Source organism: Paraburkholderia atlantica (genome assembly GCF_009362785.1).
Classification (GTDB): Bacteria; Pseudomonadota; Gammaproteobacteria; order Burkholderiales; family Burkholderiaceae; genus Paraburkholderia; species Paraburkholderia atlantica.
Genome location: NZ_WHNQ01000032.1, coordinates 19128 through 44309, shown reverse-complemented (window position 1 = coordinate 44309; position 25182 = coordinate 19128). Strand labels below are relative to the sequence as shown.

25 protein-coding genes and 4 pseudogenes are annotated in these 25182 nt (G+C 61.2%); 10 read left to right on the top strand and 19 right to left on the bottom strand.

What is annotated here, in order from left to right; translation table 11 throughout:
* Positions 1 to 128: 128 nt before the first annotated feature.
* Positions 129 to 881, top strand: coding sequence for a TetR/AcrR family transcriptional regulator (locus GCT19_RS31900; RefSeq protein WP_321576900.1), 753 nt, complete (start codon positions 129 to 131; stop codon positions 879 to 881).
* A gap of 61 nt (positions 882 to 942) precedes the next feature.
* On the opposite strand, the gene GCT19_RS31895 is transcribed toward GCT19_RS31900, so the two are convergent.
* Positions 943 to 1998 carry an AI-2E family transporter gene (locus tag GCT19_RS31895; RefSeq protein WP_152854135.1) on the bottom strand — a complete coding sequence of 352 codons (1056 nt, stop codon included), beginning with the start codon at positions 1996 to 1998 and terminating at the stop codon, positions 943 to 945.
* A 667-nt stretch (positions 1999 to 2665) separates the two neighbouring features.
* Here GCT19_RS31895 and GCT19_RS31885 point away from each other — a divergent pair.
* Positions 2666 to 3409: a hypothetical protein gene (locus GCT19_RS31885; protein WP_152854133.1), complete on the top strand. Its 744-nt coding sequence runs from the start codon at positions 2666 to 2668 to the stop codon at positions 3407 to 3409.
* Positions 3410 to 3470: 61 nt separating this feature from the next.
* Here the strand turns inward: GCT19_RS31885 and GCT19_RS43660 are convergent.
* Positions 3471 to 3638 (bottom strand): annotated as a pseudogene (locus GCT19_RS43660) (PLP-dependent aminotransferase family protein); the annotation flags it as partial.
* Between the two features lie 3 nt (positions 3639 to 3641).
* Between GCT19_RS43660 and GCT19_RS31875 the strand changes: the two are divergent.
* Positions 3642 to 3803 (top strand): annotated as a pseudogene (locus GCT19_RS31875) (DUF3788 family protein); the annotation flags it as partial.
* Between the two features lie 240 nt (positions 3804 to 4043).
* On the opposite strand, the gene GCT19_RS31865 reads toward GCT19_RS31875, so the two are convergent.
* A complete protein-coding gene (locus tag GCT19_RS31865; protein WP_152854132.1) occupies positions 4044 to 4676 on the bottom strand; it encodes a LysE family translocator in 633 nt (210 codons plus the stop codon).
* 204 nt (positions 4677 to 4880) lie between these two features.
* Positions 4881 to 5141, bottom strand: a pseudogene (locus GCT19_RS45100) (sulfite exporter TauE/SafE family protein); the annotation flags it as partial.
* A 498-nt stretch (positions 5142 to 5639) separates the two neighbouring features.
* On the opposite strand from GCT19_RS45100, the gene GCT19_RS31850 reads away from it, so the two are divergent.
* Complete coding sequence (locus tag GCT19_RS31850; RefSeq protein ID WP_018435075.1) at positions 5640 to 6047, top strand: OsmC family protein; 408 nt, start codon at positions 5640 to 5642, stop codon at positions 6045 to 6047.
* Positions 6048 to 6101: 54 nt separating this feature from the next.
* On the opposite strand, the pseudogene GCT19_RS31845 reads toward GCT19_RS31850, so the two are convergent.
* Positions 6102 to 6340: pseudogene (locus tag GCT19_RS31845) on the bottom strand (glycogen/starch/alpha-glucan phosphorylase); the annotation flags it as partial.
* A gap of 233 nt (positions 6341 to 6573) precedes the next feature.
* On the opposite strand from GCT19_RS31845, the gene GCT19_RS31840 reads away from it, so the two are divergent.
* The 3 genes from GCT19_RS31840 (at position 6574) to GCT19_RS31835 (ending at position 7585) form a co-directional block, all read left to right on the top strand.
* Complete coding sequence (locus tag GCT19_RS31840) at positions 6574 to 6825, top strand: hypothetical protein (RefSeq protein WP_152854131.1); 252 nt, start codon at positions 6574 to 6576, stop codon at positions 6823 to 6825.
* A 147-nt stretch (positions 6826 to 6972) separates the two neighbouring features.
* Positions 6973 to 7353 (top strand): phage integrase central domain-containing protein, encoded by a 381-nt coding sequence (locus tag GCT19_RS44845; protein WP_408582403.1) that lies wholly within the window; start codon positions 6973 to 6975, stop codon positions 7351 to 7353.
* A 22-nt stretch (positions 7354 to 7375) separates the two neighbouring features.
* Entirely contained in the window at positions 7376 to 7585 is a 210-nt protein-coding gene (locus tag GCT19_RS31835) for a hypothetical protein (protein WP_152854130.1), read from the top strand.
* A 433-nt stretch (positions 7586 to 8018) separates the two neighbouring features.
* Here GCT19_RS31835 and GCT19_RS31830 read toward each other — a convergent pair whose 3' ends face one another.
* A complete protein-coding gene (locus GCT19_RS31830; RefSeq protein ID WP_013094043.1) occupies positions 8019 to 8273 on the bottom strand; it encodes a hypothetical protein in 255 nt (84 codons plus the stop codon).
* 305 nt (positions 8274 to 8578) lie between these two features.
* On the opposite strand from GCT19_RS31830, the gene GCT19_RS31825 reads away from it, so the two are divergent.
* Positions 8579 to 8920: a hypothetical protein gene (locus tag GCT19_RS31825; protein WP_152854129.1), complete on the top strand. Its 342-nt coding sequence runs from the start codon at positions 8579 to 8581 to the stop codon at positions 8918 to 8920.
* Here the strand turns inward: GCT19_RS31825 and dhaK are convergent.
* From dhaK to GCT19_RS31765, 12 genes are all read right to left on the bottom strand, one after another.
* On the bottom strand, positions 8904 to 9893 hold the full coding sequence (gene dhaK / locus GCT19_RS31820; RefSeq protein WP_018435071.1) for a dihydroxyacetone kinase subunit DhaK: 990 nt from the start codon (positions 9891 to 9893) through the stop codon (positions 8904 to 8906). The two genes, GCT19_RS31825 and dhaK, sit on opposite strands and share 17 nt — an antisense overlap.
* A gap of 14 nt (positions 9894 to 9907) precedes the next feature.
* Complete coding sequence (gene dhaL / locus GCT19_RS31815; protein ID WP_152854128.1) at positions 9908 to 10543, bottom strand: dihydroxyacetone kinase subunit DhaL; 636 nt, start codon at positions 10541 to 10543, stop codon at positions 9908 to 9910.
* The gene (locus tag GCT19_RS31810; protein ID WP_152854127.1) at positions 10540 to 11559 is read right to left on the bottom strand and encodes an ABC transporter ATP-binding protein; all 1020 of its coding nucleotides are present in this window, start codon (positions 11557 to 11559) and stop codon (positions 10540 to 10542) included. Before GCT19_RS31810 ends, dhaL begins: the two co-directional genes overlap by 4 nt.
* Positions 11552 to 12667, bottom strand: coding sequence for an ABC transporter ATP-binding protein (locus tag GCT19_RS31805; protein ID WP_152854126.1), 1116 nt, complete (start codon positions 12665 to 12667; stop codon positions 11552 to 11554). The genes GCT19_RS31810 and GCT19_RS31805 overlap by 8 nt, the downstream gene beginning before the upstream one ends.
* Before the next feature lie 3 nt (positions 12668 to 12670).
* Positions 12671 to 12865, bottom strand: coding sequence for a hypothetical protein (locus tag GCT19_RS31800; protein WP_013094038.1), 195 nt, complete (start codon positions 12863 to 12865; stop codon positions 12671 to 12673).
* A complete protein-coding gene (locus GCT19_RS31795) occupies positions 12862 to 13815 on the bottom strand; it encodes a carbohydrate ABC transporter permease (RefSeq protein ID WP_152854125.1) in 954 nt (317 codons plus the stop codon). Before GCT19_RS31795 ends, GCT19_RS31800 begins: the two co-directional genes overlap by 4 nt.
* A complete protein-coding gene (locus GCT19_RS31790; RefSeq protein ID WP_013094036.1) occupies positions 13812 to 14768 on the bottom strand; it encodes a carbohydrate ABC transporter permease in 957 nt (318 codons plus the stop codon). Before GCT19_RS31790 ends, GCT19_RS31795 begins: the two co-directional genes overlap by 4 nt.
* A 72-nt stretch (positions 14769 to 14840) precedes the next feature.
* Complete coding sequence (locus GCT19_RS31785) at positions 14841 to 16172, bottom strand: ABC transporter substrate-binding protein (RefSeq protein ID WP_018435065.1); 1332 nt, start codon at positions 16170 to 16172, stop codon at positions 14841 to 14843.
* Positions 16173 to 16287: 115 nt separating this feature from the next.
* On the bottom strand, positions 16288 to 17307 hold the full coding sequence (locus GCT19_RS31780) for a LacI family DNA-binding transcriptional regulator (protein ID WP_013094034.1): 1020 nt from the start codon (positions 17305 to 17307) through the stop codon (positions 16288 to 16290).
* A gap of 306 nt (positions 17308 to 17613) precedes the next feature.
* Complete coding sequence (locus tag GCT19_RS31775) at positions 17614 to 18246, bottom strand: glutathione S-transferase family protein (protein ID WP_152854124.1); 633 nt, start codon at positions 18244 to 18246, stop codon at positions 17614 to 17616.
* 39 nt (positions 18247 to 18285) lie between these two features.
* Positions 18286 to 19032 (bottom strand): SDR family NAD(P)-dependent oxidoreductase, encoded by a 747-nt coding sequence (locus GCT19_RS31770; protein ID WP_152854123.1) that lies wholly within the window; start codon positions 19030 to 19032, stop codon positions 18286 to 18288.
* 49 nt (positions 19033 to 19081) lie between these two features.
* Positions 19082 to 19828: an SDR family NAD(P)-dependent oxidoreductase gene (locus tag GCT19_RS31765; protein ID WP_018435061.1), complete on the bottom strand. Its 747-nt coding sequence runs from the start codon at positions 19826 to 19828 to the stop codon at positions 19082 to 19084.
* Positions 19829 to 19982: 154 nt separating this feature from the next.
* Here GCT19_RS31765 and GCT19_RS31760 point away from each other — a divergent pair, with 154 nt between their 5' ends.
* A complete protein-coding gene (locus GCT19_RS31760; RefSeq protein ID WP_152854122.1) occupies positions 19983 to 20882 on the top strand; it encodes a LysR family transcriptional regulator in 900 nt (299 codons plus the stop codon).
* A gap of 461 nt (positions 20883 to 21343) precedes the next feature.
* Entirely contained in the window at positions 21344 to 22690 is a 1347-nt protein-coding gene (locus GCT19_RS42945; RefSeq protein ID WP_193727470.1) for a hypothetical protein, read from the top strand.
* Between the two features lie 855 nt (positions 22691 to 23545).
* Here the strand turns inward: GCT19_RS42945 and GCT19_RS31750 are convergent.
* Positions 23546 to 25045 carry a trypsin-like peptidase domain-containing protein gene (locus GCT19_RS31750; RefSeq protein ID WP_184246157.1) on the bottom strand — a complete coding sequence of 500 codons (1500 nt, stop codon included), beginning with the start codon at positions 25043 to 25045 and terminating at the stop codon, positions 23546 to 23548.
* Positions 25046 to 25182 lie beyond the last annotated feature (137 nt).

Genomic DNA, 25182 nt, shown 5'->3' with positions numbered 1-25182 from the left:
AACCTGCGAATCACGATCCCGGTGCATGACGCTATCCGCATCAGGTGACATTAGACCCATGTTTGATATTATTGTCAATCATGACGTATAAATCTAAAATCTGATGGAACAAAGAATCGGGAGGCAACGTGCCAGATGTCCGTAACAAGCGTGCAAGCGGTCAGTCGGCGATCCATGCGCACATCGCAACTCGGGAGTCGGTGCATGGGCAATCACCCCGTTTAGCCCGGCGCAAGCATGAGACTCGAGTCCGGTTGCTCGACGCCGCCTTCCGACTACTGACGGAAAAAGGAATGGAGAGCGTCACGATCGGCGAGATCACGCATGCCGCCGACGTGGGTTTCGGGTCTTTCTACAACTACTTCGAATCAAAGGAAGGCATCCTCGCAGCGCTCGTGGACTGGCTCTTCGAAGACTTCGCGAACAGGCTTGACGGACTCACCACCGGATTGGCCGACCCGGCGGAAGTGATAGCCGTCTCAGTGCGCCATACGCTGCTGCGTGCCTGCCGCGAGCCGGTCTGGGGACAATTGTTGATACGCGAGGGGCTGTCTACACGCGCGTTAAGCACGGGTCTTGGTCAGCGGCTGCTGCGAGATGCGGCGATAGGAATTTCAAAAAAGCGCTTTATGATCGCGGACGAGTTGATGTGCGTCGTTTCCGCAATCGGCACTGTGCTCGCAGGAGTCGCTGCTGAGCTCGATGTGTCAGCATCATCGAAGCGGACGATTCGCGCGCGGAAGGTGTTACGGTCCAAAGTTGACAGGTTTGGCGAACGTACAGCGTCCATCGTCCTGCAAGGGTTTGGCCTCAATCGGCTGGAGGCGGAAAAGATCGCCCGGCGTCCGCTGCCCGCGGCGCAGGAGTCTGAACTGGAATAGTGCTGTGGCGGCGGTTGTCTTCCCGTAGCGCGCCGCACAGCGGGACCTGGTCTCTAGCCGATCACGCCTGGTAAAACGTACTTGTCAGATAACGGCGACGCAGTTCTCGCAAGGCCAAGGCGAAGACGGCGCTGGCGGGCAGCGCAAGCAGAACACCGAAGAAACCGAATAGTTTCCCGAAAGCCAATAACGAGAAAATGACCGCCAGCGGATGCAAACCGATACGCTCACCGACGAACCGGGGCGTAAGAATAGCGCTTTCGAGAATCTGCCCAACGCCATACACGACAATCACCGCACCGAGGCCATACCAGTCGGGAAATTGCAGCAACGCAGCCAGCAGCGCCATCGCCAGCGCCGACGCGAATCCGAAGTAAGGGATAAAAACGGCAAACGCCGTCAAAAGACCGATGGGCAGCGCGACGGACAATCCGGCGAGCGCCAGCGCAACGGGGTAAAACGCAGCGAGTATCGCGACGACAAGCAGTTGCCCACGCAGATATTGCGACATCATGTGATCGATCTCTGCGACGAAGTCGCGCGTCCTATCTAGCCAGCGCCGCGGCACGAAGCTTTCCAGGCGCGCGAAAGCCTCGTGCCTGTCGTAGAGCAGATAAAAGAGTACAAGTGGCACCAGCACTGCATTTCCCACGACGGCGATCATTACATTGCCGCTTGTGCCAAGGTACCGCCACACGGTGAGAGCTGCGCCCTGCTCGCTTGCGATCAGATGAGCCGCGACCCAATCACGGACACTCGCCAGATCAAGCGAGTAGCTGACTCCCAGCCATGCGAGCCGCGGTTTGAGAATGGCCTCGAGCTTGGCCGCGAGTGACGGGCCTTGTCTTGCGAATTCAGGCACTTCCTGCTGGATGACCAGGAATGCAAGCAAGGCGACCGACGTGATCACCAACGCGAATACAGAGATCATAAGAAGCGCGGCAAGTCCTCTTGGCGTGCGATGACGTGCAAGCCATTCGACGCCTGGCTGCAGGATGTACGCGATCATTGCCCCGAGAAGAAATGGCGTCAGCACCGCGCGCAGGCTCCAGAGAAGAATACCGGCCGATAAGGCGACGGCGCCCCAAATGAGGGATTGGCGATGGTAGTTGGTCATGGGTGCACCTTCGGCCCTTCGGCTGTTCAATCACATGGTTGTTTCGATGCAAGCAGCGGCCTCAGGGATGGTGTCCGCGCATCGTGGTGCATGGTATTCGGCGGTGTGAACCATGCGCTCAATGCTCGGGAGCAGTGAGAGGGCAAGACGATAGGATGCCTGATCGGACCTTACTGGATTCACGCCCGGGACGTCGCGTGATTCGCTTCGAACGACCACTCAGCTAATGCCGTTGTATCGGGCACGTGGAGTGCCGGCGGGGCCTTTCAAAACGTTAATCAGTCTGCCTAGTTGATATTATTATCACTTATGCTTATGAAGTCAAATTCGAAGCGCTTGCTGGTCGGTGAACCAACCAAGTCCGCGCTCCCCCAATCCGCGACCGACATCCTGGCAGCAATTGTTTTGTCCGTGGCTGGTGATGACATCAGCACAATCTCCACCTCGGGGTACGACGCCAGCAGCTCTACCAGCAGGGGTGCGAATTCGAGAAGTGTGCGGCCAGTGTCGAGCGTTTGGCCGGGTGTCGTTCGCGAAGAGCAGCAACGCTCCCACTCTGATTCTTGCTTCAGGATGTGGCGCGTGCGGCGCCGACACAATGTCCGACGCGATACGGACATCGGGACATACTTGTCCGTACCACCGCTTCCGATAGCAGGAGGGAATCATGGCACACAGGCTAGTGAACTTTCTCCTCGTAGCGCTGATGTTGGGCGGGGCACTCGACGCACTGACCGGCTGCGGAGGGAAGACTGTCGCGCCCGCGCCTTCCGCGAGCATCCCTCCGCCCGGGATGCCTGCCAGCGCGGCTGCCTCCGGATTCTTCAAGATCTGCAAAGGGCAGACGTACGCACTCTGCGCGACCGCAAGCTGCACGGTGCTGAACCAGGTGGCCTATTGCCAATGCGACGTCAGAAAGGGGGACAGCATCAGCTTGCCTCTTCGGGTCGACAGCGAGGACGTCTGCTCGATAAACGCCAACGGCGTCGACAATGGCTACATGGTGAGCACGTTCAGCGTGCCAGAGTCCGTCGTCGCGCCGCAGGGCAATCAGGCGCTCTATAACTGTCCAGCGGGGTCCGACGGCGGCTACGCGCAATGCGACGGCGGCATGTGCTTCACCAGCAGCAAGGGCAGCTCGTTCCCGGGGTTCGACGAGCCGCTCGACCGCGCGGAGATCATCTGCGCGTGTCCGATAAGCGTGACCCCGGGCTCTCCGGTTGGCTTCCAGATCGCCGGCCCATATCCTTGCGACAATTCGTACTTCCGCTTCTGCAAAAGCCAGGTCGCCAACGCCAGGACGGGCTCGACGGTCAAGGTCGGCGCCCCGACCGGAACGGCCAGGTTCCTTGCTCTGCGCCTCAACGGAAGTGCGCCGCCGTTGCACGAGTGTCTTCCTCCGTCCCAGTAGCGCGCAACCGGCCACCACTTGCGGGCTGGCCCGTTAGCAGACATCTCATGCGGTGATGAGGCTAGCGATACCGGTCGATGATCTCGAACAGTCGACGGCACGCCGCCGGGACGTGCTGTTCAGGCGCCGTGGCAACCCCGAGCAAAAGGCCGGGTAACGCCCAGCACGGGGTCCCGAACCATGTTGACAAAGGCGATGGCGCCATGCCAACGGTCATCGCCTCCCGAACGCGAGCCCGCAGTTGGTCAAGCTCTACGATGAAGCAAGAGCATATCCCGACGGGAAATGGTTGACCATTGCGATCTCATCCGCAGATGTTCGGCATGAGGTGATGGAGCTTGTGAGTATGAAGCGCCCTCCGCTAGCAGACGGTTCATTGTCGAGGAAGTCCTAAAACCGTGGCAAGGGCTGTTTCAGTACGGGCGCCTTCAGGCGGGCCAGCGCGTCCTCATCGGCAAGATCGCGACCCTCGACGAAGCCGTCGCCGCTTTCAATCCGACTGAGCGGATCCGTGGGAAGACGGTCATCCAGGTTCGTCCATGAGGATTCAGGGAAGGCCGAGTCTCCACCTTCCCCCCGCCATTCGTGCGCGCGGGACAGGAAAGGTGAAGTGGCTTTGATGCAATTGAAGAGACTACCGACGGGCTTCCGTGGCCATGCGGATTGCAAGACCCGCTAGCACTGTGCCCATCAACCAGCGTTGAAGCGTAATCCACGTCGGGCGGCTTGAGAGAAATCCCGCAATCGAACCGGCCATAGTCGCAATGGCTGCATTCACGCAGACGCTGATCGCGATCTGCATTGCGCCTAGGGCAAGTGATTGATGAAATATGCTGCCGTGCGACGGATCGATGAACTGAGGCAGTAGCGAAAGGTAAAGCACGGCGATTTTGGGGTTCAGCAGATTGGTGGTGAACCCCATCAGGAACAGTTTGCGAGGGCTGTCCATGGGAAGATCGCGGACCTGAAATGGTGAGCGTCCGCCGGGCTTCACTGCCTGCCACGCAAGATAGAGCAGATACATCGCGCCGCCAAAGCGGAGGGCATCGTAAGCGTAGGGTATAGCGAGAACCAGAGCGGTGATGCCCAATGCGGCACACAGCATGTAGAAGACGAAGCCAAGGGCGACGCCAGCCAGGGAGATCAGTCCAGCTTGACGACCTTGGCAGATGGAGCGTGAAATCAGATAAACCATATTCGGTCCGGGTGTAAGCACCATGCCGAGTGCAACGAGACCGAATGAAAGGAAATGGCTCAGATTGGGCATCGAAAACTCCAAAGTTACGCGTATCGAAGGCGGCGAATTTTCATCCGTGATTTTCCACTAGCTTTGCGAGTTGCCGCCAGCACATATTTTGCAAGACTCAAGAGAACGGATGCAGCGCTAGTTCGAGACTCAGGACGATGAGGAATAGGAGAGAGCAACGGCGGAAGGTTTTTGGACTGATCTTCTACCGCACGATCGAGCCCAACCATGGGTGAAGAGCCCTCTTGCGAGAGCAACCGTGGAGACGGTGAACGAAAGGCCAAGAGCCTGCACGAGCTCGTCTTTCTGAAGACCCAATCACTGCGCATAAGGCACGGCGGGAATCGTGAAGACGCCGGTGGCACCGGTCAGCAACCCGGTAACCATGCCGATGACGGGCGAAAGCCAGGACTCGCGCCGTTGCGGGACCGAAAGTGTCGGCAAGAACAGCGCATAGGCCGCATAGGCGATCAGGGCGAGTCCCAGCAGGGGGTGGGTGTAGCGATCATCCCACTGGCTGTCGCCAGGTGCCTATAGCTGGGCACGCAGACGGCTTTGTTTGTGTTTTCAGCAATGGCAGACTCTAGCCGCGCCGATGCGAAGCCTGCTGACACATCTCGGTGGCGGACCGAAGACCGTATAGCTAACGCAAGGGCGGCGGCTCATCCGTGTGCGCCCGAGGAACGCCACGAGGAGGACATCATCTACGCGTGTATTCGCGTGGCGCGTTCACTGACAGCAAGCCGCGCAGCTTCATCTACCAGGCAAGCATCGCGAGGATCGATTCGCCGTGGGTCAGACGTCGGCAGCCGACGCACGGCGCGAAGCCGCCTGAGAGCGTATGACCCGCACTCAGCGCGAGCCTCGCTGAGGGTGGCACAATCGTTCCCACCAGCGCCGGGTCCTGCACGCAGCCGGCGAAATTCAACGCGTCCCGCCGCAATCGACCCCCGCTGCGGTGGCGCCCAGTTCCGAGGAGTTACCATGCCGCTCGCCACCGCCTCCGCACGGCTCGCCGCCGATGCCCCCAACTACCTCGTGGCCCTCGAAGCCGGCCGCCATGCGCTCGCTGGCGACGAGGGCCCGCACGAAGGCGGTCAGGATCGCGGGCCTGCCCCTTTCGAATTCGTGCTCGCGGGTCTCGCCGCGTGCACATCCGCGACGCTGCGCATGTACATGCAGCGCAAGGGCTGGCCCGACGGCGCCATCGATGTGACCACGACCCTGCATGCCGACCAGGAGCGCAACCCGTACATCCGTCGCACCGTCAACGTGGATGCGCCGCTCGACGCCACGCAACGGGCCCGACTCGCGGAGATCTGCGAAAAGACCCCCGTCACACTCTTCATCAAGCGCGGCACGCGCATTGACACCACTATGATCGAGCGGTGAAGACATCGGTACACCGAGTGCTCCGGGGGATCGCTGCGGCTTGTGACCATGGTTCCTGTCGCCGCGCGAGAAGTATCCTGACGAGATTAGATCCAGCGCTTCGTGCAACTCCGCATCGCCCTCGACGTGAACTTCAGGGTGATAGCCCTCGCGTTTGATACTCATCACGTCTTCAGCGGACAAACCGAAAAGAAAGAAGTTTTCCGCGCCCTCTCCTCACAGATCTCGATATTTGCACCGTCCCATGTTCCGATCGTGATTGCGCCATTCATCATGAACTTCATCGCCGCTGTTCGCCACCAGCCAACAGGTGAGACGGCTCCGTTTGTCCGGGCCGAACCAGGCGCGTGTTCAGATCGAACCTGCCAGCCAATATATTTCTTGAGAGCTCAAATTTATCCCTTTCGAATCATGTAGTTATCAATCTGGGATCACTGCTCTTGCATTCCTTGGCACGCCGCTCGCATAAGAAGTCGCGAGCGCAACAACTGGTGCTCATCCACTCAACCCGATTAGGAGATTCATCATGCTGAAGATCGACAACCTCGCCATGGACAGCAAAGAACTCGACCGCGCCGCAATGAGCGACATTCGCGGCGGCCAAGGCGTGAGCGCCCCCACCTCGATCGCCCAACAAGTTTTTGGCGATAACATCGGCAGCCCGATCATCAATGCGCCGACCAACGTCAATGCTCCCGTGAGCGTTGATCTGACGAACATCAACAAGACGGTGACCAAGTACAGCAGCTACGGCTACGGGTACCCGGTGCTGTACTAATCGGCTTCCGGCAGCAAGAGGGAAGGGACGGGGGTTTGTTTCCTTCTCCTCTCTCCGAGCCAGCCTTGGTTGACGCCGAGATGGCTCAGAGAGAGGTCCGCATTCTCCGGCGCGGCCTCTCTCCTGAGAAAGCGTTGGCCCACTTCGGTGGGCCTCTTTTTGTCTGCCTCAATTTTCACCTGGCGAGGCGCGGAAACTGGCCGCGGGATACCGCGATATGGTCAGAAACCGGATCGTCCCATCCTCACGCGACGTGACCAGCAGCGCAGACATTTGCTCGATATCTCGTCCGATGTCAACGTGACATTTCGCGAGGCAGCCGAAGCGGTTATCCGCGTGCAGGAACCTCGATGGCGCAATCGCAAGCATGGCCAGCAGTGGGGGAACACGCTCGGAACGTACGCGTACCCCGTGACCCGTGAGGTTCGAATGGGCGACATCGACACAGCGATGATCGTGCGGATTCTCCAGCCGATCTGGACGAAAAAGGCGAACCGCGCGCCGGGTGCGCGACCGCATCAAGACTAGCCTCGATGCGGAGACGAGACGCATGTCGCCGCATGGGACCGTGTTCCATGGATTCCGGTCGACGTTCCGCGACTGGATCGCCGAAGGCAAGGAGTACCCGGATTCGCTAGCGGAAGAAGCTCTGGCGCACATCATCATTCCGCAGACGGTGGCGGCGTATCGGCGTCGCGACCAGCCTGCCTTCTGTATGCGTGGCTGCTCGCGACCGTGGGCGTCGCAACGGTGCTCGTAGGCATCTATTTCTTTTTTGCGCGCCTTCCCTTCCTGCCCGAAGACGGCAATTGTGGTGGCGGCGGTGGCCGGCGCTCTTTCGATCGGCGCGGCGAGCGTTGGCAAAGATTCGGACGTTTACGTACGCCAACGATACCGTCGCGATGAGATTCCGGGCAAGACATGCGGAATCAGCTAACTCCGCTGATTCGCACTGTCACACTCAATCGCCCGAATTTACTTGCGCCTTACGCGTGCGATCGCGAGGCAAGACAATTCGATACTTGAGGCAGACAAAAAGAGGCCCACCGAAGTGGGCCAATACTTTCTCAGGAGAGAGGCCGCGCCGGAGATGCGGACCTCTCTCTGAGCCATCTCGGCGTCAACCAAGGCTGGCTCGGAGAGAGGAGAAGGAAACAAACCCCCGTCCCTTCCCTCTTGCTGCCGGAGGCAGATTAGAACAGCACGGGGTACCCGTAGCCGTAGCTGCTGCTGTACTTGTTCACCGTCTTGTTGATGTTCGTCAGATCAACGCTCACGGGAGCATTGACGTTGGTCGGCGCGTTGATGATCGGGCTGCCGATGTTATCGCCAAAAACTTGTTGGGCGATCGAGGTGGGGGCGCTCACGCCTTGGCCGCCGCGAATGTCGCTCATTGCGGCGCGGTCGAGTTCTTTACTGTCCATGGCGAGGTTGTCGATCTTCAGCATGATGAATCTCCTAATCGGGTTGAGTGGATGAGCACCAGTTGTTGCGCTCGCGACTCCTTATGCGAGCGGCGTGCCAAGGAATGCAAGAGCAGTGATCCAAGATTGATAACCTCATGATTCAAAAGGGATAAATTTGAGCTCTCAAGAAATATATTGGCTAGCAGGTTCCGATCTGAACACGCGCCTGGTTCGGCCCGGACAAACGGAGCCGTCTCACCTGTTGGCTGGTGGCGAACAGCGGCGGTCGATGTTTGAGGCAAACGAAAAAAAGCCCGCCGACGCGGGGTAATCCATGTCGGAGAGACATGGAGGAGCCGTTCTTCCGGGTGATGGGCCTGTTCGCCGTGATCGGCACCCAAGGCGTCGTGCGCAACCTCAACATTGTTGGCTCGGCGAGCACGGCTCCCGGACCGGCGGCGACCGTCGACATCGGCTTGCTGGCCGGCATGAACAACGGCACGGTCTTGCGGGTGAACAGGTCCGGCACGGTTCTTCAAGGCGGAGCTGGCACAAGCTCCGTGCCCGACACCTCGATAGCCGGGGGGTTGGTGGGCGCTAACGCCGGCTCGCGGCCCGCGCGCGGTTCCGCTGCCGCCGCGTGCGCAAATCTGACGGCCATGTGGCGACAGGCTACATTCCCCATCTGAGCGATGGCGTATGCACCGGGCTATCCCAATGCCGCTTCATTTCGTCGTCCAGCACGCACAAGGTGATCGACGCGCCGGCCATTTCCAGCGACGTCGTAAGCGATCCGACCTGCACGCGCGCGACCGCGAGACCGCGCTGGTGCAGCCACGAGCGTGTGGAATTGAACAACAGGTACAGTTCCCCGAGCGGCGTTCCGCCCAGTCCATTGATCAAGACCAGCAACTCGGAGCCGTTCCCCGGCTTCAAATCGGCGATGATCGCCGTCAGCAGCTCTGCCGCGATCGCATCGGCTGTGGCAAAGCGCGCGCGACGCCGCCCTGGCTCGCCATGAATGCCAACGCCGACCTCGATTTCATCGTCGCCGATCTTGAACGTCAGCGTGCCCGCCGCGGGCACCGTGCAACTGGAAAACGCGACGCCCATCGACGCCGTACGCTTGTTGATCCGGTCGCCGAACGCCTTGCATTGTTCGAGATTGGCGCCGCTCTCGGCGAGACTACCCACCAGTTTCTCGACGATCACGGCACCGGCGACGCCGCGCCGCCCCGTTGTATAACTGGAGTTTTCGACGGCGACGTCGTCGTTGATCAACACCATCGCATTCGGCAACTCCGACATCTCGGACGCCATTTCGAAGTTCATCAGATCGCCGGAATAGTTCTTCACGATGAAGAGCGTTCCCGCGCCCGTATCGACGGCCTTGGCGGCTGCCATCATCTGATCGGGCGTCGGCGAAGTGAATACCTGGCCGGGGCACGCGGCATCCAGCATCCCGTACCCGACGAAGCCGATATGCAAAGGCTCGTGTCCCGAGCCGCCGCCCGAGACGAGCGCAACCTTGCCTGGCTTCAGCGTACTGCGCCGCACGAACACAGGATCGTTGTCGAGCACGACGAGATCACCATGCGCGGCGGCGAATCCAGTAAGGCTCTCAGTTAGAAAGTCGTCGACATGGTTGATAAATTTTTTCATGGTCTGCGCTCCTTTCACTCTCTGTCCTGCGCGAGCCGCGCGCATATCGCACTGATCATCAACTGGCTCGACCGTGCGCCGGGATCGATGTGCCCGCGCGCACGCTCGCCGAGAAACGACGCGCGCCCCTTGGTCGCGAGCATGTCGCGCGTCGCGCGCATGCCCTCTTCGGCCGTCAGCGGCAGCGCATCGAGCACGGCTTCGGGCGCCGCACTATCTTCGGCTAGTTCCACGAAGCGTGACGAGACGGGGATGAGCACGTCCATCATCGTCTTGCTGCGGATGCCGGCTTTGCCGCGTTGGGCTACGGCGTCGACACCCGCGGCGAAGATCCGCGCCGCGTCCTCCACACTCATTGTGTCCGCGTTCTGCGCGGCCTTTGCCATGCCATGCAGCAACGAAAAAAACAGCGGCCCCGACGAACCGCCCACCGTCGACAGCAATTTGGAGGCGGCCTGTTCCAGCGCGGGCGCAAACGCCTCGGCCTCGATATTGGCGCGCATCGCAAGCAGCGCATCGACGCCCCGCAACAGGTTGAAGATATGATCGCCATCGCCGATCTGCTGATCGAGCGCGGCGATCTCGTCCGTGTGTTTCTTTAGCGTCGCATGCGCGGCCTCGATGCACGCCATGACCGTTTTCCCGTTCATGCCGGAATCCTCCTGCCGTCGGAGCGGAAATAGAGAAGGCTGCGCGGAGGCAGCGACACGCCGACTGTTTGCCCAGGCGTGAAATTGCGCTCGGTCATGGTCGTCGCGACGATGGCGGTGCCGTCGCGCTCCATGATCAGCAGATGTCGCAGCGGGGAATATTCAAGCACGCGAAGATTGATCACGTCGCGCGTATCAGGCGCGTGCAGCACGATGTCTTCAGGCCGGATCGCGACCGTCGACGCGCCGGCCGGCATCGTGGAAGGATCGAACAACATGGGCGGCAGCAGGTTGATGGGCGGCGAGCCGAGACGTTGCGCAGCGCCAAGTGAAGCGGGATTGCCATACACATCGCGCGGCGCACCAATCTGCACGATGCGTCCCTGCTCGAGTATGCCGATGCGATCCGCAAGCGTGGTCGCTTCGACCTGATCGTGCGTCACGTAGATGATCGTCGCGCCGATCGTGCGATGCAGACGCTTCAGTTCGATTCGCATCTCCTCGCGCAACTTCGCATCGAGCGACGACAGCGGCTCATCCATCAGAAACACCTTGGGCTGACGCACTAGCGCGCGTCCGATGGCGACTCGCTGCATCTCGCCGCCCGACAGATGCGTCGCCAGATTGCCAAGTTTCGACTCGATGTGCAGCATCTGCGCGACCATCTGCACGCGCGCGGTGACTTCCGCCTCGCTCACGCGCCGCCGCGGGGAGCGCAGTGGAAACGCCAGGTTGCCAAACACCGTCAGATGCGGGTACAGCGAATACTGCTGAAAGACGAAGGCGACGTCTCGGTCCGCCGGATGCATGTCCTTCGCGGCGGCACCGTCGATGAATATCTCGCCTTCGTCGGGGCGTTCGAGACCAGCGATCAGCCGCAACGTGGTGGTCTTGCCCGCGCCGCTCGGCCCGAGCAACACGACGAACTCGCCCTCTTTCACGTCGAACGACACATCATCCACCGCGACGATATCGCCAAATCGCTTCGTCACCCCATGCAGGCGAATCTCAGACATAAGCGCCTCCGTTGCTGCGTCCGTTGACGGCCATCTGCCGCACAGCGCCGGGCAGCAGCACGCCGCTGGATGCGTCGTACATCAGCGTGCGCTCCTTGTGAAACGACAACCCGACCTGCGCTCCCGCCGCTCTTCCTTCGTTCTTGCCGACCCGCACGCGCACCACGCCGAGCGCGGTTTCGACGACCAGAATCTGATGCGAGCCGAGATACTCGTCGGCAATCACGCGTCCACGCAACGCACTGTGCTCGTCGATCACGACGTGCTCGGGCCGCACGCCAAGCAGCGCTTTCGCGGCGGATGCAACAGTGCGCGGCACCGACACGGCCACACCGCGGAGCGAGACCGATTCCACGCCCGCTTCGACGCCGCCGTCCACGGCCAAAAAATTCATCGGGGGGCTGCCGATAAAGCTCCCAACGAACACGGTCGCTGGGAAGTGATAGACCTGATGCGGCGACGCGGATTGCAGCACCTCGCCGCCGCTCATCACAACGATGTCGTCGGCCATCGCCATCGCTTCCCGTTGGTCGTGCGTCACGTAGACCGTCGTTGCGTTGAGCGCATTGTGCAGCTTGCGCAACTCAAGGCACATCAGTTCGCGGAAATCCGCGTCGAGCGTGCCCAGCGGCTCGTCCATCAGAAAAGCCTTCGGGTGCCGGACAATCGCGCGGCCCAAGGCGACGCGTTGACGATCGCCGCCCGACAGCCCACCCGTCTTTCGGTCGAGCAGACTTTCGATGCGCAGCATATGCGCGGCCGCATCGACACGCGCCGCAATCTCACGGCGCGAAATGCCTTCGTTCTTCAGCGGAAAGGCGATGTTGTTCCGCACAGTCATATGGGGATAGAGCGCGAACATCTGAAACACAAACGCAATGTCGCGTTGACGCGCCCGCAATCCCGTCACATCTTCGCCGTCGATCAAAATCTGGCCTGAGGTCGGCAGTTCGAGCCCGGCAATCATGCGCAACGTCGTCGTTTTGCCGCAGCCGGACGGTCCGAGCAGCACGACGAAGCGGCCGTTGCTCACGGTGAGATTCGTATCGTGCACCGCAGTGAAGGCGCCGAAGCGTTTATGAAGGTTGGAGAGAACGATCGTCGACATGGCTCACTCCGGGAAGTGACTGGTGACGACGAAAGCCAGTGCGCCCACTAGAATCACGGGAAACGACCAGGTGTAGAGATCGACCGTGAATGGCTGGACGAGCATCGCAATGCCGAGGCCGATAAGCACGGTCGATGCGCCCTCACAGTAACGCCGTCGGAACAGGCGGCGGCGCGGCATGGCAGGTTGGGCTTTCATTTGCGCACTGCTCCAAAGGTGATCCCGCGCAACAGATGCTTGCGCAGTACAACGGTAAAGATCAGGATGGGCAGAACGAACAGCGTCGTGGCGGCCGCGACGGCCGGCCAGTCCTGTCCGCCTTCGCCGATGATGAACGGAATGAACGGCGGCATCGTCTGTGCATCGCCGCTCGTCAGCAGCAATGCGAACGCGTACTCGTTCCATGCAAAGATCAGACAGAAAATGGCCGTCGCGGCAATGCCCGTGATCGCCTGGGGCAGCACGACCTTGACGAAAGCCTGCAACCGCGTATATCCGTCGACGAGGGCTGCTTCCTCATATTCGCGCGGGATTTCGTCCATGAATCCTTTGAGCAGCCAAACCGCGAGCGACACGTTCACCGCCGTATAGAGCACGATCATGCCGAGGTAGCTATCGGAGAGGCCGAGAGCGCGATACATCAGAAAGATGGGAATCGCGACGGCGATGGGCGGCATCATCCGCGTCGACAGAATGAAGAACAGCAAGTCGTCGGCAAGCGGAATCCTGAAACGCGAGAACGCATAGGCTGCGAGCGTGCCGAGAAAAACCGCCAGGAAGGTCGAGCCGAAGCCGATCACGAGCGAATTGACGAAGCGCGGCAACACCTTCGACGGCCCCGCAATCACCATATTGCGCTTGCGCACATCGCGGTCATACCAGGTTTGAGCGGGTGGCAAGCTCGCGATGAACTCGGGCGTCTGCCGCGAGCGGATGGTGAACAGATTCACATAGCCCTCCATCGACGGGTGAAAAACCACGACGGGCGGATAGGCAACCGCGTCTTCCTGCGTCTTGAAGCTCGTCAGGATGATCCATACGATCGGCAGGGCCGCAATCAGTGCGTAGGCGATAACGATGAAGGCGGCGAACGTCTTGCTGCGCGGCGATGCCGCCACCACCGACTGTTGAAGCGCAAGGTCTGTCATCGCTGTTTCACCCGGTTGAGTGCCTTCACATAGATATTCGCCGCGCCGAAGACCACCACGAACAGGATGATCGCCAGTGCGGACGAGTACCCCGTCTGCCACTTCTCGAACGCAGCGCGCTTGAGCGTGATCGACACAGTTTCCGTTACGGAGCCCGGGCCGCCTGATGTCAGCAGGTTCACCATGTCGAACATCTTGAAGTTCTCGATACCGCGAAAGAGGATCGCAAGCATCAGGAACGGCAGGGTCATCGGCAAGGTGATCGACCAGAATTGCCGCCACGGCGAAGCACGGTCCACTTCGGCCGCTTCGTAGATGTAGTCCGGAATCGAACGCAATCCCGCGAGACAGATCAGCATCACGTACGGCGTCCACATCCACGTATCGACCATCACGATGGTCCACGGCGCGAGCGGCACGTCGCCGATCATCTGGAACGAGTTGGGCGCAATGCCCGTGAAAAAGCTGACGATGTCGTTGAAAAGTCCCGTTTGCGGTTGCAGCAGGAAGGTCCAGAAGTTGCCGACCACAGCGGGCGAAAGCATCATCGGCAGCAGAATCAGCGTGGTCCAGAAGCTATGGCCGCGGAACTGCCGGTTGATCAGCAGCGCGAGCCCGAAACCGAGCAGCACTTCGAGCCCGACCGACCAGAACACGAAGCGCGCCGTCACCTGCATGGCGTACCAGATGTCTTCGTCGGTGAGTATGTCCGTGTAATTGCTGATACCGACATTGCGCGCGGGCACGCTCGGCATGTTCGACTTGAAGTTCGTGAACGACAACCGCAATGCCCAGATCAACGGAAAGATGTTGATGGCGAGCAGCAGCACGATAGTCGGAAGAATGAATAGCCACGCGATCGTCCGGTCCGACAGCCCGCGCAGGCGTGCGGCAGCGCGCGTCTGCGCTTGCGTCTGCAACCCTTCCGGAGGAAAAGGCTTGTTTGCCAACATGCCTGACTCCTTGTTGTCGCTGACCGACAAGATTGATCGGCTTGCCGGTCCGCGTGTCCATGTGCAATGACGCTAGTTCTTCCCTTCAGCCTTGAAGACCTTGTTCCAGTCCTTGACGAGCAGATCGAGCGCTTCCTTCGAGGTGCCTTTATCGGCAACCACATAGTCGTGCACGCGCTTTTGCATGTCGAGCAGCAGCTCGGCATACGCGGGCTCGGCCCAGAAGTCTTTGACGATCGCCATCGACTTCAGGAATGTAGGCGCAAATGGCGCGCTCTTCGGAAAGTCCGGCGCATCTACCACTGACTTCGCCGCCGAGTAGCCGCCGAGTTGCCACCACTTCTTCTGCACATCGGGCTGCGCAAACCACTTGATGTATTCGAGCGCGTCAGTCTTGTGGTCTGAGTACGACACGACGGAAATGCCTTGCCCGCCGAGCTGTGTGAACTGTTTCGTTTCTTTTGGATTGACGAAGAAGCCGATCTTGTCGCCGCCGACATTCGGGTCCTTGTACAGTCCGGGGAAGAAGGCAAACCAGTTCATCTGCATCGCGACCTGGCCAGACTTGAACGCATCGAGCCCTTCCTGCATGTAGGCGTTCGTCATGCCCGGCGCCGTGCAACACTTGTAAAGCGCCTTGTAGAATTCGAGCCCCTTGATGGCGCCTGGCGAATTCACGAAGCCGTCCAGGCGATAAGGCTTCTTCGGGTCCTCGTATTCAAAGCCAAAGTTATAGAGCATGTTGGTCACGCCCATCGTGATCCCTTCCGAACCGCGCTCTGTGAAGATATACACGCCATACACGGTTTTGCCGTCGATCTTTCGGCCCTGAAAGAACTCGGCTGTCTGCTTGAGCTCATCCATCGTAGTGGGCGGTTCGAGTTCGCGCTTGTACTTCTGTTTGAACTCCGCGCGCAGTTCGGGCCTTGCAAACCAGTCCTTGCGATACGTCCAGCCGACGGCGTCCGCCATTGCGGGCAGCGCCCAATAATTCGGCGTGTTCTTGGGCCATTCCGAGTAGCCGACGACGGTCGCCGGCACGAAATCGTTCATCGAAATCTTGTTCTTGTCGAAGAAATCATTGAGCTTCACGTAGTGCCCATTGACCGCGGCACCGCCAATCCACTGACTATCTCCGATGATGAGGTCGCAAAGTTTTCCGTGCGAATTGAGTTCATTGATAAAGCGGTCCGCGTAGCTCGTCCACGGCACGAACTCGAATTTCATCGCAATGCCGGTTTTCGCCGTAAAGTCTTTCGACAATTCGACGAGTGCATTGGCGGGGTCCCATGCAGCCCAACATAACGTCAACTGCTTGCCCTGCGCGTGTGCCGCCGATCCGAAGCTCAGCCCCAGCGACGCCAGCAGCGCCGCGATTACCCTTGCTGTCGTAAGACGTACCATGTCTCTTCTCCTTGTCTCCGTCGGGTCTCCAACCTGATGACAGACAGCGCCCATGCGCCGGACGCTGTATTTAGAGCTCTGGCAGACTCAGCGAGCCGTCCGCGTGTCGCGAGCTTCAGGCATGCGCATTCTCACGAAGATAAATACGGGTTTCGGGCGTCGGAATGGCGAGCACGCCGCGCACGTCGTTCAGTAAATTGATGGCGGCGAGCCCCGCGCAATGGACGATGCCGCGCACATCCTGATCGAGGATGACGTCGATCGCCCGCTCCGACAGTTGCGCCCGAGTGTCGGCCGTGCACTCGTGGCCGATCAGCACGACGCGCGTCTTGTCACCCGATTCCTGCAACGTCGATGCGATGCCGGAAATGCCACCACCCGTCACATACACGCCGACGAGATCGGGGTGCCCCGCCATCAGCCCTTGCACAGCAAGACCGGCGCTGTCGTCGTCCTCGGCGAAGTCGGGCTCGGTCAGCCAGCGCAGGTTGCGAAAGTCTTCCTCGAGAACCTGGGAGAAGCCCGTACGACGCTCCAGCTGATCGTGCAAACGCGACGACGCCGACAGCACCGCGACCGTGCCGATGCGCGCGCCCACGAAGCGTCCCATCAGCAGACCCGCCGTTCTTCCAGCGATCCGGTTATCGACGCCGACATACGCAGCCCGCGCACTCGACGGTAAATCCGAAAAGACGGTGACGACCGGCACATTCGCATCGGTCATGTCCTGGATCATTCGCTCGACCCACGGGTAGTCGAGCGGCACGAGCACGAGCGCGTCATAGTCGATCAGTTGCTGTGCGAGCGATGTTGCGTCGCGCTGGCTGGACAGGTCGCAACGATAGAACGACGAGACGAGACGATGCTCGCGAAAGAAGCTGGCGGACAGCGCAATATCGCGCTCGACCTGATCGAGAAAGCGGGAGTTGATTTGCGGTAAGACGAAAGCGACCCGGAATGACGTGGTTTTCGCCGGCCGGCCGCGGCTTGCGCGTTCGTCACGCAACGTGGCCAGCGCGAGATGGACGCGCTCGGCTGTCTCCGGACGAACCCCCTGGTCGTCGCGCAGCACACGATCGACCGTGGCCACGCTCACGCCGGCTCGACGCGCAATCATCATACGTGTAGCCGGCATGAGTCTCCTCCGGTGCCAGGCGAAGAATCGTTTTGTTAACCAAAGATAGTTTTTCGCGCGCGAAATGCAAGCTTTTTGACGCGTTAAATGCGTCAAGCCGGACCGTCGCCGAATGCGCGCTTACCGAAGACGAGCGGCGGACGACCGACCTGTGCCAACTGGATGGCGCTGAGAAGCGGCGACCGCGTCAAACTCCGTTTGTCACACGGTGCGAACTGCCGGTGTCGACCCGCAGGAGCCGTCCACCCTCCGGTTCTCCATGTGTGCAAAACTCGACAAAGCGGACACGGCGAAGCGAAGAACTCGTCAAGCTGCCGCGCTGGGGCGTGCAGAAACCCGTTCGTACCATCTCCTGACAGCGACATGTTGTTCAGGGATCGGCATCGCAAAAGCGCGCATGGCAAAGTCCACCGCAACCAGCGCCGTGATGTCCGCGGCGGTATAGAACTCGCCCGCAACGAACGGGACACTCGACAGTCTCGCCTCGATATCGTCGTAAAAATTCGCCACGCGCCGCTTGCTGCGTTCGACCAGTTCGGGAATCTGTTCGTACCCGTGCGGCCCGGAAACGGCACGGCCTTTTAGCCCCGCCGCCGCGTTGCGCACGCCTTCCATCACCGCCGCAAATCCTTCAGTTTCCGCGCGTCGCTCCCACATGGCGACGATGGCCTTTTCTTGCGCCGTGGTTCCAAACAAAGGTGTCTGCGCAAATGCGTCGTCGAGGTAGCGCATGATGACAGGCGTTTCGCCGATGGCCGTGCCGTCGTCGAGCACGAGAGTCGGTACGACCACACGCGGATTGATGGATCGGTAGGCATCCGAAAACTGCTCCCTGGTCCCGAGAACGACAGGAATGAGCGGGACGTCGAGTCCCTTTTCTGCGAGCAGGATGCGAACGCGGCGCGAATTGGGTGACCCGTTGGCGTGATAAAGCTTCATGACTCTTTCTCCATTTGAGATTGGGATACGACGTTGCGATCAGAGCTTCGATCCGCCGTCCACATGCAAGGTATCGCCAGTGATCCAGCGCGCTTCATCGGATGCGAGGAAGGCCACCGCCGCACCGATGTCATCTGGTTGCGCCATGCGCTTTAGCGCCTGAATGCCGATCGCGAAGTTTTGTCCTGCTCCAGTCTTCGCGAAGCTGGACATATCGGTCGGCACCACACCGGGCGCGACAGCGTTGACCCGGATGCCCCGGTCACCGAGCGCCGCGCCGAAATGTTTGACAAGCGTGTCGATGGCGCCCTTGGTGGCTGCATAGGCCGCCAGCGTGCCGAGCGCCGCGTGCGCGGCTAGCGACGAAAGCAGCACGATGCTGCTGCCCTTGCACATCACGGGCAGCAGTTGCTGAACAAGGAAGAACGGCGCGCGTACGTTCACCGCGAACAGGTTGTCGAAGTGTTCGACTGTTGTTTCTTCAATCGTCGCCGCGCCGGAGATGCCGGCATTGGCAACCAGGACGTCGAGGCGGCCGCCGACGATTGCGCGCGTCCGCTGCGCGAGCAGGTGTGGACCATCAGCGGCGCGCAGGTCAGCGGCAATCTTCTCGGATGTGCCGCCCGCTTGCCTTATCTCCTCGACGACAGCGTCGGCCTCCTGCGCGCCTCGGCCATAGTGCACCAGCACCTGGGCACCTGCCTTCGCCAGCGCAAGCGCGCTGGCGCGGCCGATGCCGCGTGATGCGCCGGTCACCAGCGCGGTCTTGCCCGATAACGTGTTCATGATTCGATACTCCCGGCATCAGAAGGTAGGGGAAGGAAGAAAGCGCGGATCAGCCCGCCGTCTTGCCGCCGTCGACCGTGACGATCTGTCCCGTCACGAAGGCGGCGCCTTCGGACGCCAGAAAGAGCACCGCTGCGGCGATGTCCGCCGGGTTGCCTATACGCGCGAGCGGCACGCCGCCTGCCAGCGCCGCTTTCCTCTCTGGTGTGCCGGTAAAGCGGTCGAGCATGCCGGTGTCGGTCGGTCCTGGCGCGACCGCATTGACCCGCACCCCCGTGCTGGCCACTTCGAGCGCCGTCGATCTGGTGAACCCTTCGACTGCGTGCTTACTGCCGGCGTAAATGGCGGCATAGGCTGCACCTTCGTGGCCGTAAGTCGACGAGATGTTGATCACGCTGCCGGATCGTTGAGCCGTCATGACGCGCAGTTCGTGCTTGAGGCTCAACAGCACGCCTAGCACGTTGGTGTCGAAGGTAGCGGCATAGCTGTCAGCGGACACATCGGTTACCGGCCCAGGCGTGCCTTCTGTCCCGGCATTGTTGACCGCGATGTCCAGCCTGCCGAACCGGGAAACGGCTTGATCGATGAGACTGCGGACCTCTTCGTCATGGCGGACGTCGGCCTGAACGAAGAAGGCTTCAGAGCCCAGCTCGCGCAACTCGGCCTCGAGGGCTGCGCCCTCTGCCGGGCGACGGCCGGAGACGACGAGCCGCGCTCCGGAGCGGGCGAAAGCGATGGCGGTGGCGCGACCGATGCCGGTCAGCGCGCCGGTGATGAGAACGACGGGGCTGTTCATGAGAAACTCCTGTTAGGTATCGCCGGGACGCATGGCTTATTCGCGTTCGCTGCAAGGAAAGAGACGACAGGACTTAATCTACGTACTTCCCGGGTCGATTAAAAAGACTTTGAAAGCTTGGGTACATGCCTGACAGGCATGGGGCGGGAAAACCATGGAACTGCGTCATTTGCGGTACTTCATTGCGGTAGCCGAGACCGGCAGCCTCACGGTGGCGGCTGAAAAACGGCTGCATACTTCGCAACCGTCGTTAAGCCGGCAAATTCGCGATCTGGAAGATCAGGTCGGCGTGGAACTGCTGGTACGCAGCGCGCGCGGCGTCGAACTGACCGACGCGGGCAAGGCCTTCATCGATCATGCGCGGCTCGCGATAGCTCAGGTGGATGCAGCCGTGGAGGCGGCACGGCGTGCGGCGCAGCCGGCGAAACCGCGCTTTGCGCTGGGATTTCTGACTGGTCAGGAAATGACATGGCTGCCCGACGCGATGCACCTGTTGCGCGAGGAGTTGCCGAATATCGAGGTTACCGTCTCCAGCGACTATTCGACGGAACTGGCCGCCGCCCTGGCGCACGGCAAGCTCGACGTGGCGTTTATGCGAGCCGAGCCCGGATACGGCCTCGAGTACAAAGTCGTCGGCAAGGAGCCGCTCGTCGTGCTGATGCCGAGCGACCATCCGTTAACTGCGCGCAAAACGGTGCGTCCGGAGGAACTCCGACACGAGCCGTTCATCGCGATGGCGGACAAAGCCAAGGTGCTGAGACAGGTGATCGACACATGGCTGGCCAAATCGGGCATCGAAGTGGACGTCGCGCAAAGCGTCGACAATCCGGCGATGGTGATGTCGCTGATTGCTTCGATGCGCGCCGTCACGCTGATACCGGCCTATGTGCAGAACCTGATGCCATGGTCCGTCGTGAGCCGGCCGCTAGAAGGGGACGTCCCGACAATAGAGCTGGCCGTGGGTTACAGCCCGAGCAATACGGCGCCGATTGTCAGCCTGTTTCTGTCGCGAGTGGACGAATTGATTTCAAAGATCGTAAAGCGTTCAGCGTGACGCTGAACTGAAATACCTGACCGTTCCCATTCGGCTTTCGGACGTTTGCTGCGTCAGTGTAAATGGCCGGTCGAATCCGCAGCCGAGAGCACCTGTTCGATGGACTTTCTCGGGAGCCGACATCGGAGCCTTCAATCGCAGCTTTCCAGCGAGGTGGACGAACGCCTACTGCCGGGCAGTTCCCGTCATTGGCTTTTCGATGCGCTTCGGCAACTGACATTTGCAGCCATCGGAGCTTCCACCATAGAGATGGACATACGCGAGGGATTTCAGCCGTCATATTCCATCGAATCGTGCCGTGCATCAAACGAGATGAGAGCCGCATCGGTGACAATCAAAAAAAGCTGCGTCAATCAATTCGGCATCACCAACTTCGCCGCGACATTCTCACCTTGTTTGTCGCGCGTCTCTCATCCAGACTGTCGCGCCACACAATCGGGATTACCCGTCGGATAGCCGCTTTGACCTTCGTCTCTTGCACGAAAGAGCGGCTGAAAATGTGGCGGTGGATTACCTTGAGCCGCCCGAGCCCGAACCGCCTCCGCCGTGACCGCCTCCGCCCGCCCCCCCTGACCCGTGACCGCCCGAGCCGGGACCGCCCGAGCCGTGACCGCCTGCGCCCGAACTGCCTGCACCTGGACCGCCTGCGCCTGAACTGCCTGCGCCTGAACTGCCTGCGCCTGAACTGCCTGCGCCTGAACTGCCTGCGCCTGAATTGCCTGAGCCTGAATTGCCTGCGCCTGAATTGCCTGCGCCTGAATTGCCTGAGCCTGAATTGCCTGAGCCTGAATTGCCTGAACCGTGACCGCCCGCGCCCGAACTGCCGGCGCCCGAACTGCCGGCGCCCGAACTGCCTGCGCCTGAACTGCCTGCGCCTGAACTGCCTGCGCCTGAACTGCCTGCGCCTGAACTGCCTGCGCCTGAACTGCCTGCGCCTGAACTGCCTGCGCCTGAACTGCCGGCGCCTGAACTGCCTGCGCCTGAACTGCCTGCGCCCGAACTGCCGGAGCCGTGACCGCCCGCGCCAGAACTGCCTGCACCCGAACTGCCCGCGCCTGAACTGCCGGCGCCTGAACTGCCGGCGCCCGAACTGCCTGAGCCGTGACCGCCTGCACCCGAACTGCCTGCGCCCGAACTGCCGGCGCCAGAACTGCCGGCGCCCGAACTGCCTGCGCCCGAACTGCCTGCGCCCGAACTGCCTGCGCCCGAACTGCCCGCGACTGAACTGCCGGCGCCTGAACTGCCCGCGCCCGAACTGCCTGAGGAACTGCCTGAGCCGTGTCCGCCTGCGCCCGAACTGCCTGCGCCCGAACTGCCGGCACTCGAGTTGCCGGCACCCAAACCACCGGTACCGGAACCGGCTGCGCCTGCACCCAAACCACCACCACCGGAACCGGCTGCGCCTGTGCCCGAGCTGCCTGCGCCGGAACCGGCTGCACCTGCACCCGAGCCGCCTGCACCTGCACCAGATCCGCGTGCGCCCGAACCGGCCGCGCCTGCCCCCGAGCTGCCGGCATTCGAACCGCCCGCGCCCGAACCGGCTGTGCCTACCCCCGAACCGCCCGCGCCCAAACCACCTCCTCCGTGACCGCCCGCAGGTTGTCTTTGAACCAGCTGCAGCGAAGCAGAATTCCGAGAAGGTGCACCGCGAGTATTCGGAGACGGTGCACTGCGGTGATCGAGCGAAGCGGAAGACCCGCGTGGGGCGTGCTCGGCACCGCTCATTGCTGGTCCCCGCGCAGGCGCTGACGATGATCCGGCGACATGATCGGACGATGCTTGCGGCGTCGGCGATGCGGGCAGAGTGATCCCGCTCGCATGCCGCTCGATTGGTCTCACGTACGGCGCCGAATGGCGGCGATTCGGTGTGGCGGCATTGCCCGCTTGATCGGGCCTTCGTGTAACCGACTGCGGCGCAGCAGAATCCGGAATAGCTTTGGCGCCATCATCGGACGGAGCGGAAAACACAGGCGGGGCGAGTTCAGCAGTGCCAACCGCGGTTGGCTGAGTGGGAGGCGACGGCGGCAGCGCGACATGCCCAGACCAAGTCGTGTGTTCCGCTGGTGACGTGGTTTCGATGATCCCGAGCGCCTGATCATCGTCGAACCGATCGATGTGCGCGACCACACCCATGACCGCGATAGCCAACGCGCTTGCCGACGCACCCCAAAGCGCAAGACGTCGGCCTCGCGAAGGCTGTGCGGTATCGATGTCTGCATTCGGCCTACCCGCACCCGAACGCCGAAGCCCGGCCTGCCTGAACATTCCAACGCGCTTCGGATCGTTTCGCCTGGTCCTTCCATTCACTACGTTCATCTGCCGTCCCCTTCCGGAGTGCTCATCGAAATGAGCCGCGGTTCGGCCTGTTCGCCCACGGTTCCGCCACGGCAATGGAGAGCCGTGTACCAGCTTTTCTATGCTAAGCCTTTGAGCTATGAAAACGCCCGCCATCTTCGTGGCCGATCTGAACTGATGGCCGGAATCGCCGTCCGGCGCACCTCTCCGCGATCCCGCCCATAGTTGGCGTCGACCATGCAGGTGCAGCATTCACTGTGCCTGGCTCGAACCCCAATGAAGTTGTGAGATCGTGGACATAGCACGGGAAGCTCCGTTCTGAGCCGCCCGTCAGCCAAGTGCTGAGCATGCGCATCACGCAGCGACGGTCACCTGAGCGTGACGGAGACAAACCGGCGCGCATTTTGACGCTGGATCAGCACCGATATCCCTTTCTTCGCCTTTGCTTCCAGAGCGCTCGCTTGCTCCCGGGATTCGATCAGTTCGCCATTGAGCGACAGGACGATATCGCCAGTGCGAATGCCAGCAGCCGCTGCAGGTCCAGTCACCTGGTCCACCATCATCCCTCCGGGAAGATCACTCGCCCGCTTCTCGTCGTTGTTCAGCGGATGCATCGTCAGGCCAAGGCGATCTGGTGCGGCGCTTGCACTTTGGGCCGGCCCGGGATTCGACGCTGCGCCAGGGATTTGCACGGCGCTTTGGATTTCGCCGGCCGCGCCGACGATGATTTCAGTCGTCATCGGCTTTTGGCTGCGGATCAGCGTGAGCGTCGTCTTCGTTCCGGGCTGCAGCCCGGCGGCATACTGGGCCAATTCGGCCGAGCGAGCGATCGTCCTGTCGCCAATCTGCGTGATCACGTCGCCAGGCTTCAGGCCACTCGCGGCGGCCGGCGTACCAGGCGTGACGATGTTGACGAGCGCCCCGGCCGGCCGCGGCAAGCCAATGGCCACCGCCAACCCAGGTCCGACGTCCTGAACCTCTACACCAGGAATGCCCGCCGGGCCATTGCTCTGGGTTTGCAACTGCGCTCGCACCTTACTCGCCAGGTTGATCGGAATCGCAAAGGTCAGGCTTGGGTACCGCCCCACGTCCGGATAAACCTGCACGTCGATGCCGATCACCTCGCCCGCCCGATCGAACAGAGGACCGCCCGAATTGTCGGGAGTGGCGGCGACCTCGGTCTGGAAAAAGGAAAAATTGCTGCCGTCCGGCAACACTCGGGAAGTGGCGCTAACAATGCCAGTCGTCACGGTGTTCAGGTAACGGTCGGGCGATCCGATCGTCAGCACCTGTTCACCGACGCGCACGCGCGACGAGTCACCAAGCTTGACGGCCGGCAACGCCGCAGCATCGATCTGAATCACCGCAACGTCGCTATCTGTGTCGACGACGAGCACCTTGCCTTTGAACTCCCGCCGATCGGTCAGGCTGACCGTGACTTGATCCGCCTGATCCACCACATGAGCGGTGGTCAGAATGAGGCCATCGGGGCTGATGATGAAACCGGAGCCGGTGCCCGTTGTCACGCGAGCAATATTGCGTTGCGGCTCCGGCGATTGCGGCGCAACGCCGCTGAAAAACGCGGCTATCGGATCGTGAGGGCCGATGTCCTCGGGGGCTGGCGCCGACGTCTGCTTCTCTGGAGCCGTTGCGCGGATATGAACGACAGCCGGTCCGTATCGCTCGACGATGGTGGGAAAATCAGATGGCGTCGCCGCATTGGCCGGTGCAACCAACTTCCCCTCGGCGGGCTGGGGTGACGCGGTGTCGGCGGCAATCGCAACTGGCAAGAGCCACGGACAGCCGCCCAGAAGTCCAGCTACCACGGCAGCATGGAGCAAGGTGCGAGTCAAGATCCGGCGGAACACGGCGCCTCCGAGGCGGTCGTCATACCAGCGTACCGACGTCTGAAGCGACCAAGGCCAACAGCGTTGGCGAACAGAACAGACGCTGATAAATAAGTTTAGCCCTCTGGCAGCGCTCCGGTGTGACTGGGCTTGTCCCC